At 64.9% G+C, this 12840-nt stretch carries 12 protein-coding genes and 1 pseudogene; 7 read left to right on the forward strand and 6 right to left on the reverse strand.

The genetic code is table 11. From position 1 onward, the window contains the following. The first annotated feature begins 11 nt into the window (after window positions 1–11). The 3 genes and pseudogenes from ureG (at window position 12) to ACX5I4_RS00225 (ending at window position 2658) form a co-directional block, all read left to right on the forward strand. Window positions 12–630 (forward strand): annotated as a pseudogene (ureG, locus tag ACX5I4_RS00215) (urease accessory protein UreG). After that, window positions 627–1610, forward strand: a complete 984-nt coding sequence (locus tag ACX5I4_RS00220) for an urease accessory protein UreD (RefSeq protein ID WP_461834883.1) — start codon at window positions 627–629, stop codon at window positions 1608–1610. The pseudogene ureG and the gene ACX5I4_RS00220 overlap by 4 nt, the downstream one beginning before the upstream one ends. A gap of 25 nt (window positions 1611–1635) precedes the next feature. After that, entirely contained in the window at window positions 1636–2658 is a 1023-nt protein-coding gene (locus ACX5I4_RS00225) for a HoxN/HupN/NixA family nickel/cobalt transporter (protein ID WP_461838613.1), read from the forward strand. A gap of 19 nt (window positions 2659–2677) precedes the next feature. Here the strand turns inward: ACX5I4_RS00225 and ACX5I4_RS00230 are convergent, their stop codons facing one another. After that, entirely contained in the window at window positions 2678–3703 is a 1026-nt protein-coding gene (locus ACX5I4_RS00230; RefSeq protein WP_461834884.1) for a PHP domain-containing protein, read from the reverse strand. Between the two features lie 214 nt (window positions 3704–3917). On the opposite strand from ACX5I4_RS00230, the gene malQ reads away from it, so the two are divergent. Next, a complete protein-coding gene (malQ, locus tag ACX5I4_RS00235) occupies window positions 3918–6134 on the forward strand; it encodes a 4-alpha-glucanotransferase (protein ID WP_461834885.1) in 2217 nt (738 codons plus the stop codon). A gap of 152 nt (window positions 6135–6286) precedes the next feature. Here malQ and ACX5I4_RS00240 read toward each other — a convergent pair whose 3' ends face one another. Genes ACX5I4_RS00240 through ACX5I4_RS00260 form a run of 5 tightly spaced genes read right to left on the reverse strand, consistent with a single transcriptional unit; the run spans window position 6287 to window position 11093 of the window. Further along, window positions 6287–7357: a lactonase family protein gene (locus ACX5I4_RS00240; RefSeq protein WP_461834886.1), complete on the reverse strand. Its 1071-nt coding sequence runs from the start codon at window positions 7355–7357 to the stop codon at window positions 6287–6289. Window positions 7358–7389: 32 nt separating this feature from the next. Further along, window positions 7390–8220 (reverse strand): aldo/keto reductase, encoded by an 831-nt coding sequence (locus ACX5I4_RS00245; RefSeq protein ID WP_461834887.1) that lies wholly within the window; start codon window positions 8218–8220, stop codon window positions 7390–7392. Between the two features lie 19 nt (window positions 8221–8239). Continuing rightward, window positions 8240–9244, reverse strand: coding sequence for an SDR family oxidoreductase (locus tag ACX5I4_RS00250; protein ID WP_284754354.1), 1005 nt, complete (start codon window positions 9242–9244; stop codon window positions 8240–8242). Next, complete coding sequence (locus ACX5I4_RS00255) at window positions 9241–10212, reverse strand: aldo/keto reductase (protein ID WP_284754355.1); 972 nt, start codon at window positions 10210–10212, stop codon at window positions 9241–9243. The genes ACX5I4_RS00250 and ACX5I4_RS00255 overlap by 4 nt, the downstream gene beginning before the upstream one ends. Window positions 10213–10247: 35 nt before the next feature. After that, complete coding sequence (locus ACX5I4_RS00260; protein WP_461834888.1) at window positions 10248–11093, reverse strand: aldo/keto reductase; 846 nt, start codon at window positions 11091–11093, stop codon at window positions 10248–10250. Between the two features lie 165 nt (window positions 11094–11258). Here ACX5I4_RS00260 and ACX5I4_RS00265 point away from each other — a divergent pair, with 165 nt between their 5' ends. The 3 genes from ACX5I4_RS00265 (at window position 11259) to ACX5I4_RS00275 (ending at window position 12785) form a co-directional block, all read left to right on the forward strand. Then, complete coding sequence (locus tag ACX5I4_RS00265) at window positions 11259–12164, forward strand: helix-turn-helix transcriptional regulator (RefSeq protein ID WP_461834889.1); 906 nt, start codon at window positions 11259–11261, stop codon at window positions 12162–12164. Window positions 12165–12309: 145 nt separating this feature from the next. Further along, the gene (locus ACX5I4_RS00270; RefSeq protein ID WP_284754358.1) at window positions 12310–12516 is read left to right on the forward strand and encodes a hypothetical protein; all 207 of its coding nucleotides are present in this window, start codon (window positions 12310–12312) and stop codon (window positions 12514–12516) included. Next, entirely contained in the window at window positions 12513–12785 is a 273-nt protein-coding gene (locus ACX5I4_RS00275) for a hypothetical protein (protein WP_284754359.1), read from the forward strand. Before ACX5I4_RS00270 ends, ACX5I4_RS00275 begins: the two co-directional genes overlap by 4 nt. The last annotated feature ends 55 nt before the right edge of the window (window positions 12786–12840 follow it).

The following is a 12840-nucleotide window of genomic DNA, read 5'->3' on the forward strand; positions in this document are numbered from 1 at the left end:
TAGGAGGACACATGTCTGAACCCATCAAGATCGGCATCGGCGGCCCGGTTGGAGCCGGCAAAACGCAGCTCGTGGAGCGCCTGACCCGCCACATGAGCCGTGAAATTTCCATGGCCGCCATCACCAACGACATCTACACGATCGAAGACGCCAAGATCCTCGCGGCCAACGGCATCCTGCCCGAGGACCGCATCATCGGCGTCGAAACCGGCGGCTGCCCGCACACCGCCATCCGCGAAGACACCTCCATGAACACGGCGGCCATCGAGGAACTCAAGAAACGCCACCCCGACCTGCAGGTCATCTTCGTCGAATCCGGCGGCGACAACCTCTCCGCCACGTTCAGCCCAGAGCTCGTGGACTTCTCGATCTACATCATCGACGTCGCCCAGGGAGAGAAAATCCCCCGCAAGGCAGGCCAAGGCATGATCAAATCGGACCTCTTCATCATCAACAAGACCGACCTCGCACCGTTCGTTCGGGGCCGACCTCTCCGTGATGGAACGGGACTCCAAGGAATTCCGCGGCGACAAGCCGTTCTGCTTCACCAACCTGAAGACCGACGAAGGGCTCGACAAGGTCATCGCATGGATGCGGCACGATGTCCTGATGCTCGACCTGGCGCAATGAGCACGACGGCGACTGCGGCTGAGGCGCTGGACCCGCTTGCTGGCGCTGCTTGCGGCGCTTCGCCGGATATAGAGGGCCGTGCCCGCTTCGCGGTGCCCGCCACGCCGCGGCCCTCTATATCCGGCTCCGCTGCTGCTGTCGTCTCACCGCGGGGTCGCCTTGACCTTGTTGTCGCCCTCCGTGCTCAGCGTTCCGTGGCCGTGCAGCAGTTTCATCAGGGTGCCTTGAGAGTGTTGAGGCCGCATTACTTGGATCAGAGCGGACAGGTTTGTTATGTCATGGTCAATCCTGGTGGGGCGTATTTGGGGGCGGATCTCTATGTTGTGGACGTGGAGGTGGAGGCGGGGGCTTCGTTGCTTTTGACGACGCAGTCGGCCACGAAGATCTATCGGACGCCGGGGTCGTTTGCTGAGCAGCGGATGGCCATCCGCCTGGGGGAGGGGGCGGAACTGGAGTTGGCTCCGGACCAGCTCATCGCCTACCGGGAGGCCAGCTATCGGCAGAACACGCACATTACTGTGCGTCCGACGTCGAGCCTCGTCATGGCGGAAGTCATCACTCCCGGCTGGTCGCCGGACGGCTCTTCCTTCAAGTACCGGGAACTCCGGCTCCGGAACGAGATCCAGGTGGAGAGCGACGACGGCGCAGAGCTGCTTGCGCTGGACAACCTCCTGATCCGGCCGCCCCTGGGCGATGTGAGCGGAATGGGCTTCATGGAGGGCTACAGCCACCTGGGTTCGCTCATCGTGGTGGATCCGCGGGTTGATCAGGCGCTCGCCGATGAACTGCACCGGCTGATCGTCGGCTACGGCGCGTATTCCGGATTGTCGCTGACGCGAACCCTTGCGGGCACAACGGGGCTGGTCCTACGGTCGCTCTCGAACAGTACTGAGGAACTGAACCGATTGCTCGGTGCCTGTACCGGCCTTTTGCGCGAACGCTGGTACGGCCGGGCGCCCTTGAACCTAAGGAAGTACTGATTTGTCACTCGCCGAGTTCGCCTCCATGTACCGCCAGCGGGAGCATCTCCCGATCAAGTCGCGCCTCGCGTTCATGTTCGGTTCCGTTGTCCTCCTGCACCTCGCCGCCGTCGTGCTCTTGCTGGTGGGTGGCGCCGGTGGCGGGCAGCCACTCGCGCTGGGCCTCGTATTGACTGCCTATGTGGCCGGTATCAAGCACAGCTACGACTGGGACCACATCGCCGCGATCGACAATTCCACACGGAAGTTCGTGGCACAGCGAAAAGACCCTGTGAGCGTCGGATTTGCCTTCAGCCTGGGCCACAGCTCCGTGGTGATCCTGGCCGGTGTGATGGTGATTGGCGGCGCCAGCTTGGTGGGCCAACTCATGGAGGACGGCACCACCGGACATCTCGTGCTAGGGCTGATCGGCAGCGGCGTCTCAGGGCTCTTCCTCCTGGCTATGGGCATCTTCAACGGCTCGGCGTTCCTTCGCACCGCCCAGCTATACCGCGCTGCGAAGGCCGGCGGCGAGATCGCGCTCGAAGACCTCGAAACGAAAGGATTCGTCGCACGGCTCTTGTCCACGCCGCTGTCCAAGGTGCAGCGTCCGCGGAATATCTACGTGATCGGATTCTTGTTCGGACTCGGCTTCGATACCGCCACCACCATTGGGCTACTGGTCCTCACGACGGCGGCGTCGCTCGCGGGCGTGTCCGTGCTCGCCCTCCTCGCGTTGCCGCTGGCCTTCACCGCGGCAATGACGCTCTGCGATTCCGTCAACGGCGTGGCCATGATGCGAATGTATAAATCCGCCATCCACGATCCTCAGCGCAAGTTGGGATTCAACGCGATCATCACTGGCATCTCGGCCTTCTCGGCGCTCTTTATCTCGGTCATCACGCTGGGCGGTTTCCTCAACGCGGCCTTCGGGCTGACCGATCCTGTCACCACGTGGCTCGGCGAAATAGACCTCGGCGACGCCGGGCTGGTGCTGATTGCGCTGTTCGCCATCGTGTGGGTGGTCGCGGCCGTGCGGAGGCGCAGGGCGCGGGTGAGGCGCCGCTGAAAGCGCCGGCGCGACGCCGCTAGTCAGGCTGGAGCCACTCCAGTAGCCGATCCAATGGCCACGTCGTGACGATGCGATCGGCGGGTACACCGTTGGCTTCCGCCCGCTCAGCACCGTATTGCAGGAAATCGAGCTGGCCGGGGGCATGGGCGTCACTGTCGATGCTGAAAAGGCAGCCAGCATCGAGGGCAATCCGAATCAATTCGTCCGGCGGGTCCTGGCGTTCCGGCCTCGAATTGATTTCGACGGCGACAGAGTGTTCAGCGCACGACGCGAACACCTTTTCGGCGTCGAACTCCGATGGAGGCCTTGTGCCTCGTGATCCCGTGACCAATCGCCCGGTGCAATGGCCGAGAACGTTCGTGCGCGGGTTTTCGATGGCGGCGAGCATCCGCCGGGTCATGGACCGTTTGTCGGATCGGAGTTTCGAGTGGACGCTGGCAACCACAACGTCCAATTGACTCAGCAGTTCCATGGACTGGTCTAGCTCGCCGTCTTCAAGAATGTCCACTTCGATGCCGGCCAATAGCCGAAAACCGGGCTCCTGCCCGTATCCATCGTTGATCCCATCCACAACCATGAGCTGCTCCATCAAACGTTCCGGGCTGAGCCCGTTGGCGATGGTGAGGTTGGGAGAATGATCAGTCAACGCGATATATTCCCGGCCGAGTATAAGAGCCGCGTCGGCCATCACCTCGATCGGTGAGCCGCCATCCGACCAGTTGCTGTGGCTGTGCAGATCGCCCCGGAGCTCGGCGTGCAGTTTGTGGCCACCGCTGACCAAGGGCTCGGCCCCGCGGCGGCGGAGGTTTTCAAGGTAGTCCGGAACAGTGCCACCCAGGGCCTGGCTGATCACCTCGAAAGTCCGGCTGCCGATTCCCTTGGTTCGCTTGAGACGGCCATCCTTGACCCGGGCGGACAGTTCTTCGGGGCTCAAGCCGGCGATGATGCCCGCAGCCCGGCGAAACGCCTGGACCTTGAAGCTGTCCGCGAGTTCCCGCTCCAACCAGAATGCGGTTTCGTTGAGCGCGTCTACGGCCTCCATGGCTCAATCATCTACCACGCAGCGCCCCGACGTATGTGAGCGAGCGTTTGTGTTTGGGGGGCGTATATGTGGGCGAGGGTTTCGGGGCGTCATGCTGTCGGAATAACTGCGGCTGCCCCCACCGCCCTGCAATAATCGGAACCAGTTGCCTCGCTTGAGTTGCACGCGGGGCGGTATGCACCTTCGGACGAATCACATCGCAGACGAGGCGGACATGACCAACTCTCCCATCCAGCAGGACACCGAGCCCACGGCGATGCCAGCCGCCTCAAACACTGCCATTGACGAGGACCTGCTTCACCGGCTCGCGGATGCTCACGGGGTCGGGACATCTTTCTACGGCTGGGATGGGCTGCAACACGACGTTTCGCCAACCACGCTGATCCAAGTACTGGGCGCCCTAGGGGTGACCGCGGATTCCAACAGGCAGATCGAGGCGGCACTTATGGAGGCAGAACTGGCGCCGTGGCGGCGGATGCTGCCGCCCGCCGTCGTCGTCCAAGAGGGAATGACGGCTGCCGTGCATGTGCATGTCCGCGACGGTTCGCCGGCTCGCCTGACGATCTCGCTGGAGGATGGAACGGAACTCGCGGCCACCCAGCAGGAGGACTGGGCGGCGCCGCGTGACGTGGATGGTGTGCCCACCGGCCGTGCCTCCTTTGAGGTGCCGGCCGGTTTGCCGCTCGGTTGGCATTCGCTCACTGCCGAGTCCGACGGCGTGACGGCCACCGCGGTGCTGGCCGTGGTTCCAGCCAAGTTGCAGACGGCAGCGCAGCTTGAGGAACGGCGCGGCTGGGGGCTCGCCACGCAGCTGTACTCCGTACGCTCCAAGCGCTCGTGGGGCATTGGAGACTTCGCGGACCTGGCCGATTTGGCGTCTTTGGCCGGCGCACGTGGTGCCGACTACGTCCTGGTGAACCCGTTGCATGCCGCGGATCCTGTGCCTCCGATTCAAGCGTCGCCGTATTCTCCGTCAACCAGGCGATTCTTCAACCCCCTCTACATCCGGGTGGAAGCTATTCCCGAATTGGCATATGTCAAGCCCCGGAAACGGGCCACGGTGGATCGGCTGTTGGATCAAGTCCATGCCCTCAACAAGGACGCGGAACGGCTGGACCGGGACCAGATCTTCGCCGCCAAGCTAGCTGCCCTGGAACTCCTGCACACGGTCAAGCTTTCCCCGGCCCGGCAGCGTGCCTTCGAGGAATTCTGCCGCGATTCCGGTCCGGGCTTGGACGACTTCGCGCTCTGGTGCGCGATCCGCGAGGACCGATCGCCGGACGACCCCTTCTGGCAGGATCCCGCGGCTACCCTCGGTTCGCCCAAGGTTGAGTCGATGCGCCAGGCATTGGCCGATCGGATTGGTTTCCACCGTTGGCTTCAGTGGGTCTGCGATGAGCAGCTCGAGTCAGCCCAGACCGCGGCGAAGCGTTCCGGCATGCGGCTGGGAGTGGTGCACGATCTCGCCGTCGGGGCGGACCTGAGCAGTGCCGACGCCTGGACCCTGCGCAGCAGCTTCGCGCCGGGCGTCAGCGTGGGTGCGCCGCCGGACATGTACAACCAGCTCGGCCAGAACTGGAACCAGCCGCCATGGCACCCGGTCCGTTTGGCCGAGGCGGGCTACGCGCCTCTCCGCGCGATGCTCTCCACCGTCCTTCGCCACGCGGGCGGCATCCGCGTGGACCACATCCTGGGGCTGTTCCGCTTGTGGTGGGTGCCCGCCGGCAACTCCGCTCGCGACGGCGCTTACGTTCGCTACGACCACGAGGCCCTCATTGGCATCCTCGCTTTGGAAGCGCACCGCGCGGGTGCCGTGGTCATCGGCGAAGACTTGGGCGTCTTCGAGCCGTGGGTGCGGGACTACCTTGCGGCCCGCGGCATCCTGGGCACCTCGATCCTCTGGTTCGAGTACGACGGCGACTCGCCCCTGCCTCCCGAGCGTTACCGAACGCAGGCGCTCGCGAGCGTCAACACCCACGACCTGCCACCGACCGCCGGGTATCTCGCCGGTGATCACGTGGAACTCCGCGGCCAACTTGGCTTGCTTGAACGAAGCGTGGCCGAGGAACGGGCCGAGCACGAGGTCAGCCTGGACAAGATGATGGGGTTGCTGCGGGAACGCGGCCTGCTGCCTGCCGGCTTCGACGGCAACGGCGGCGCCGGCGCTGCGACGCTTGGCGAGGAACAGGTCATCGAGGCGTTGCATCGGCTGCTGGCCCTCGCGCCGTCGGTCCTGTTGGGCGTTGCGCTAGTGGATGCCGTGGGGGAGCGGAGGGTGCAGAACCAGCCCGGTACGACGTCCGAGGTCTACCCCAACTGGCAAGTGCCACTGGCCGACGAACACGGCCGTGCGGTCCTGATTGATGACCTCGACGCGAATCCGCGGTTCAACTCCTTGCTGGCGGCCGTGGACGAGGCGGTACGGGGCTAGGCGCCGTATCGAGGCGTGAGATCTCGCCCTTTGGCCCTCCCCGCGACGCTCGCTCACCTTTGGGCCGTTTCAGTTGAACGCTCGCTCACCTTGATGAGCGAGCGTTCCCGATTTTGGCCGCATATGTGAGCGAGCGTCGCCGTTTTGGCCCGTCAGGGAGCTATAACCAAAGCGGTGGGGGAACCCGTGTTCAGCTGGTCCAGGACGTCGCCCGGGATGCCGGTGGCAGGGTCCAGGGCGAACGTGGTGACTTGGTTGGAACGTTCGTGCGCGACGTGGAGCCAGCCGTCGCGGACCAAGTGGTGTCGGGGCCAGTCTCCTCCGCTGGGCACGTCAGCCACGGGCCGGAGCCGGGTTCCGCTGCCCTCGACGGCCAACACCGAGATCCGGTTGGAGCCGCGGATACCCGTGTAGACGAAGCGATTGTCCGGGGACAGCGCGATTTCGGCCGCGGCGTCGCCGTCGGCGGCCCCAGCGGCCGTCGCAGGACCGCGACGGTGGAGCACAAAGCGACCGTCCGCGCCGGGCAGGAGCACCACCACTTCGATGGAGTACTCGGTCACCACGAAGACCGCGTCGGCGGAGGGGTGCTGGACCAAGTGCCGCGGACCGCTGCCCACGGGGAGCGCGACTTCGTGGTCCTTGAGCAGGCCGGTGTCGGGGAAGTAATTCCACACCCGTACGAGGTCGAAGCCGAGGTCCGTGGTCATGATCCGGCCATCCTCGAGCATGAGGCTTGCGTGGGCGCGGCTCACCCGGGCGCCGCCCGTGGCAATGTCGATGCCGCCGTCGACGCCGGCGTGCGGGTCCTTGGCCGGCGGCGCGGCAAAGCGCGAGGTGATGCCGCCGTCGTCGTCGAGCCCGTACAGCAGCACGTTCCCGTCGCCCCAACAGTTGACCACGATGAAACGGGCGGAAGGGTCGACGGCGACGTGGCAAGCCGCGGCTCCGGCCGGCCAAGCCTCGCCCAGGGGCTCGAGGCCGAACAGCCCGGTCCGCCGGTACGCCCGGACCGTCTGGGCGGCCTCGGCTACCGCGTAGACCACCGGCAGGGCGGGGTGAACGGCAAGGAACGACGGCGACGGTGCTTCGACGGCGGTGCCCAGCCAAGCAATGCTGCCATCTTCACGCGCGGCGACTGCCCCAATGCCCATTCCGTTCCCGTCGCTGTCCGCGGTGTACGCGCCTGCCCAGATGAGCGTTCCGTCGATGTTCTCTGCCATGCCGTCCTCAGTGTTGGTGAGTAGAACCTGAATCAGTGTCCCTGTACGTCCGAGTCAACACCGGCATCGGCACCCGCGTCCAAAGTGGCGATCGCGGACAGGTCGTCATGGTCCAAAGCGAAGTCGAAAACGTCCAGGTTTTCCTTCATGCGCAGTGGATTGGCGGACTTCGGGATGGCCACGAGCCCCTCCTGGATGTGCCAGCGCAGCACCACCTGCCCGGGAGTCTTTCCGTGTTTCTTCCCGATCGCGGCCAAGACCGGGGCATTCAGGAGATCGCGGCCGGCCCCCAACGGACTGTACGATTCCGTGGCGATGCCATGGTTGCCGTTGAAGGCTCGCTCATCGATCCGCGTGATGGACGGTGAGATTTGGATTTGGTTGACGGCCGGCACCACCGAGGTTTCCTCAAGGAGCCGCTCGAGGTGCGAGGGCTTGAAGTTGGACACGCCGATCGAACGCACCTTCCCCTCAGCCTGCAGCCGCTCGAAAGTCTCCCAGGTGGACACGAATTCATTCCGTTGGGGGAGCGGCCAATGGATCAACAAGAGATCCACGTAGTCCAGTCCGAGGCGCTTGAGGGAGCCCTCGAGCCCCTCGACGGCGCGATCGCGGCCCTGGTGTGTGCCGTCCAGTTTGGTGGTGATGAACAGTTCCTCGCGCGGGATGCCGCAGTCCCGCACGCCTTGCCCGACGCCGGCCTCGTTACCGTAGCGGTACGCCGTGTCGACGTGCCGGTAGCCAAGCTCGACGGCGGACACCACCGCCGCGGCGACCTGGGCGTCGTCGAGCGGCCAGGTCCCGAGGCCGATCTGCGGAATGGCATTACCGTCATTGAGCCTGACGGTCGGAGCAAGTGCCATGGTCCTGTCCTTTCAGTTGCTAGATCGGCCTCCGTGCCCATTGGACCAGTTGATCGCTGAGCTTCATGAAGTCCTGGTCCACGTGCTTGATGCCTGGATGTTCATCATGCCACCGGACGATCTCCCGTGCGCCTGCCGCGAAAGGAATTTCTGCCCGATACCAGGGAACGAGCGTTTTGATCTTGGTGTTGTCGAAGACCACGGAGTGGGACCTGTCCCCGAGAAGCCCGGGTCCCAGCTCCGGGGAGTGCGCGGCAATGGTATCCGAGGCGATGTGCACGAGTTCGGGTTCCGGCACCCCGGCCGCTGTGGCGAAGAGCCGGTAGACCTGGTCCCACGGGAGGGCTTCGTCCGAGGTGATGGTGTAGCTTTCACCCACAGCCTGCGGCCGGCCGAGGAGGCCAACGAAGGCCACCGCAAAATCATCCGCGTGGGTGAGGGTCCACAGCGAGGTACCGTCGCCGTGGACTATCACAGGCAGGCCTTCCCGCATTCGATGGATGTCCGTCCACCCGCCCAGCAGGGCGATCCGCGTGCGGTCATAGGTGTGCGAAGGCCGAACGATCGTCACGGGGAATCCCTCGTCGCGGTAGGCCCGGGTCAGAAGGTCTTCGCATGCGATCTTGTCCTGGGAGTATTTCCAGAACGGGTTCCTGAGCGGGGTCGACTCGAGGATCGGCAAGTGCGCGGGCGGCTTCTGGTAGGCCGAAGCCGAACTGATGAACACGTACTGGCCGGTCCGGCCCCGAAACAACTCCACGGCGGCGGCCACATGCTCGGGCGTGAAAGAGATGAAGTCCGCGACGACGTCGAACTCGCGGCCGTTCAGCACCTCCGCCACCTCGGCAGCATTGCGGATATCTGCCTGGAGCAGTTCGGTTCCCGGAGGGGCAGGCCTTTCCGAGCTTAGTCCGCGATTGAGCACGGTGAGCCGGTGACCCAGCGCGACGGCGCGCTCCGCCGCCGCCGCGCTGATGGTCCCGGTCCCGCCAATGAACAGCAGGCGCAATGGTGCCGACGTCACCACGCGTAGTCTTCCGGTGCGGTCCGGTGGCCGGGGAAGATGTCGTCGAGCCGCTTGAGGGCGTCGGCGTCGAGGGTGACGTCCAGAGCCCTGATGGCAGCGTCCAACTGCTCCTGCGTGCGCGGACCCACGATCGGTGCGGTCACGGCCGGCTGGTGCAGCAACCAGGCCAAGCCTACGTCGCCGGGCTCGTGGCCAAGGTCGTCTGCGAGGTCCTCATACTGGCGGATCTGGTCTTCGTGCTTCTTCAGGGTTTCGGCCGCACGGCCCTCAAGGCGACGGACGCCGTCGCGCTCCTTCTTCAGCACCCCGCCCAAAAGGCCGCCGTGAAGCGGCGACCACGGGATGAGCCCGAGGCCGTACTCCTGGGCGGCCGGGATGACTTCCAATTCGACGTTCCGGGTGAGCAGGTTGTAGATGGACTGCTCGCTCACGAGTCCGTTGTAGTTGCGCCGCGCGGCGGCCTCCTGGGCTTGGGCGATGTGCCAGCCGGCGAAGTTGCTGCTGCCGGAATACAGGATCTTGCCCTGCTGGACGGCGACCTCGATGGCCTGCCAGATCTCGTCCCACGGCGTGTTCCGGTCCACGTGGTGGAACTGGTAGACGTCGATGTAGTCGGTCTGCAGGCGCTTGAGGCTGGCGTCCAAGGCGCGCCGGATGTTGAGGGCGGAGAGCTTGGACTCGTTGGGGCGGTCCGTCATGGTTCCGTAGAGCTTGGTGGCCAAGACAACACGATCGCGGCGCTCGCCGCCCTTGGCGAACCAGCGGCCCAGGATTTCCTCGGTCCAGCCCCGGTTGTCGTGGCCGCCGTAGACGTTGGCGGTGTCGAAGAAGTTGATGCCGGAGTCCAGCGCGGAATCCATGATGGAGTGCGCTGCGGATTCCTCGGTCTGCGGGCCGAAGTTCATGGTTCCGAGGCACAGGCGGGAGACGCTGAGGCCCGAGCGGCCCAAGTGGGTGTACTGCATGGTTTTGCTTTCCTTACGCTGTGATGGGTGGGTTTCTACATCTGGCTGAAGGACGCGACGGCGGGGTCGGCGCCGAGGCGGGCACCGCCGTCGAGCGCGCTGATGGCCGCCAGTTCGCCCGGGGTGAGCTGCAACGCCGCCGCCGCGAGATTCTGGCGGATCCGCTCCGGGTGGACGGACTTGGGGATCACGATGTTGCCCGTTCCGAGGTGCCAGGCCAGCACGATCTGCGCCGGGGTGGCACCGTGCGTTTCGGCAAGTTCGGTGACCGTCGCCGACCCCAGGTCCGCTCCCTGCCCCAGCGGGCTGTAGGCCTCGACGGCGATCCCGTGCGAGCGGCTCTTCGCCGCCAGTTCCCGCTGTTGGAAGGTGGGGTGCAGTTCGATCTGGTTGACGGCGGGAACGACGTCGGCGAACTCAAGGAGAGTGTCGAGATGATCCTGCAAGAAGTTGGAGACGCCGATTGCCCGGGCGCCGCCGTCGGCGTGGATCTTTTCCAGCGCCTTCCACGCGTCGACGAACAGGCCTTGGGACGGCACGGGCCAGTGGATCAAGTAGAGATCGATGACGTCGAGGCCGAGTTCGCGGCGGCTGTGGTCGAATGCCGCCGCGGCGCGGCCTTGTTCGCCGTTGCGGAGTTTGGTGGTGATGAAGAGTTCCTCCCGGGCGATGCCGGAAGCCTTGATTGCCGCGCCGACGCCGGATTCGTTCCGGTACGCCGCGGCCGTGTCGATGTGCCGGTACCCGGCTTCAAGCGCGTCCTCCACGGCCTTCTGGGTCTCGGCAGGTGGGACCTGGAAGACGCCGAAGCCGAGCTGGGGGATGGTGACCGAGTTGTTCAGGACGAGCCCGGGAACGGTTGAATTCTGAGCGTTGGACATGTCCGGCCCTTTCGTCGCTGGTGGGTGTATTGCCTGACTGGCTTTTTCGAGCCTATGCACTTTCGGCAGAACAATCAGTAGTTTTGACGCCCCCTGTTTTTCCTAGGACTCGCAGTCCTACCTTGGCCGTGGAAACACGCCCTGAGGGAGGGAAGAATGGGGGGCATGGGTCAAAGTGCCGAGTTCGGAAAGTTCCTCAAAGCCATGCGTGCCCGGATGTCGCCGGAGGATGCAGGGTTGCCGGAAGCGTCCGGCGCGCGCCGCGTTCCCGGGCTACGCAGGGAAGAGATTGCCCGCTTGGCGGATGTCAGCACGGACTACTACACCCGCCTCGAACAGGGTCGCCATATCCATCCTTCCCGGGCGGTCCTTGAATCGGTGTCGCGGGCACTTCGCCTGGACTCAAGCGAGCACACCCACATGATGGACCTGCTTGAGCACTGCGCGGAGAGCGCCAAAGCGCCGACTACGACGCCCCGCGTGCGGCCGGCGCTGCGCCAACTTCTGGACGCTGTGGGCGACGTTCCGGCGCTCCTGCTGGGCCGGCGCAGTGACGTGCTCGGAGCCAATCGCATGGCGATCCTACTGTTTGCCGACTTCCCGGCCATGCCTTCCGCTGAGCGGAACCTCACGCGTTGGCTGATCCTGGATCCACAGGCACGCGAACTGTTCCGGGACTGGAAGACGGTTGCGGCGGAAGCCGCCGGTTCCCTGCGTGCGGATACCGGGCGGCACCCCGACGACCCCCAAGCCAACCAACTCGTGGGCGAACTCGCTGTAAACAGCGAACACTTCCGCCAATGGTGGGCCGGTCATCGCGTGGCGGCGCGTTCCGCCGGGACTGTCCGCCTGCATCACCCCACTGTGGGAGACGTGGAGCTGAACTTCGAGAATCTGGCCCTGCCACAGGACCCGGACCAGGTTTTGAGGGTCTACTCCGCGAAGGCGGGTTCGCCGTCGGACGATGCCCTGAAGTTGCTGGGCAGCTTTGGCGCGGGAACGGCATTTGGTGCGGGAACGGCGACGGCGAGCCCGGAGTTGTCCGAGCGTCATGCAATGGAAGAGAGCTGAGGGAGGTTCACCCAAAAGTGGTCCACGTCACTGTGCTGTTGCATAGTGAATTGGCATGATTCTGTTTAGGTGCCCATTGGGCGGCTTTTGAATCGCGTTTACGCTGAATCCAGACCTTTTCGCATATCAAGGATGGAATTCAACGATGAAACGCATCGCGCTGCTGAGGGAACGGGCAATCACCGCCGGGTCCGCGGGATCCACGGGCTCGCATTGCCCGGCTTCCGGTCAGTGGAGCCCTGAAGGCGAACCCCACGTGGTCCACACGTTCTTTGAGGGTCACGTCTTCCCTGCCCACAACGGTGCGGCGACGGTCTGGCACCGCCAGTACCTGGTCTCCGAGTCCCGATGAGTCCAGAAACCTTGGGCGCGTGGGGCCCAAGCCACTTCACGACGTCGGCCCAACGGCCCGCTGGGGCGGCACTTCGCCTGCCGCCGTCGAAATGGTCCGAACTCAGCCGCGGCGAAACCGTCTGGATCCACGAGGACAAATGGGGCTTCGACGCCGGCCTAGTGGACGAAGTTTCCTCCGATCACGAACTCCTGTGGATCGAATTTGCCGGCCGTGGCCGGCGACTCCTCTGTGGCGGTGACCCCGTCCAAGTCTGGACCCGCGGGTGAGTCCAGCCTCGCAACTGATGGCCGTCAGCCTTTCCACAGAAAGGCTGACGGCCAT

The organism is Arthrobacter sp. MMS24-S77 (assembly GCF_054888235.1).

Excerpts from the sequence above, each read along its gene's own strand:
- ACX5I4_RS00275 (WP_284754359.1), top strand. The coding sequence starts at position 12,513 with ATGAGTCCAGAAACCTTGGGCGCGTGGGGCCCAAGCCACTTCACGACG.
- ACX5I4_RS00225 (WP_461838613.1), top strand. The coding sequence starts at position 1,636 with ATGTACCGCCAGCGGGAGCATCTCCCGATCAAGTCGCGCCTCGCGTTC.
- ACX5I4_RS00245 (WP_461834887.1), bottom strand. The coding sequence starts at position 8,220 with ATGGCACTTGCTCCGACCGTCAGGCTCAATGACGGTAATGCCATTCCG.
- ACX5I4_RS00260 (WP_461834888.1), bottom strand. The coding sequence starts at position 11,093 with ATGTCCAACGCTCAGAATTCAACCGTTCCCGGGCTCGTCCTGAACAAC.
- ACX5I4_RS00240 (WP_461834886.1), bottom strand. The coding sequence starts at position 7,357 with ATGGCAGAGAACATCGACGGAACGCTCATCTGGGCAGGCGCGTACACC.
- malQ (WP_461834885.1), top strand. The coding sequence starts at position 3,918 with ATGACCAACTCTCCCATCCAGCAGGACACCGAGCCCACGGCGATGCCA.
- ACX5I4_RS00230 (WP_461834884.1), bottom strand. The coding sequence starts at position 3,703 with ATGGAGGCCGTAGACGCGCTCAACGAAACCGCATTCTGGTTGGAGCGG.
- ACX5I4_RS00255 (WP_284754355.1), bottom strand. The coding sequence starts at position 10,212 with ATGCAGTACACCCACTTGGGCCGCTCGGGCCTCAGCGTCTCCCGCCTG.
- ACX5I4_RS00265 (WP_461834889.1), top strand. The coding sequence starts at position 11,259 with ATGGGTCAAAGTGCCGAGTTCGGAAAGTTCCTCAAAGCCATGCGTGCC.
- ACX5I4_RS00220 (WP_461834883.1), top strand. The coding sequence starts at position 627 with ATGAGCACGACGGCGACTGCGGCTGAGGCGCTGGACCCGCTTGCTGGC.
- ACX5I4_RS00270 (WP_284754358.1), top strand. The coding sequence starts at position 12,310 with ATGAAACGCATCGCGCTGCTGAGGGAACGGGCAATCACCGCCGGGTCC.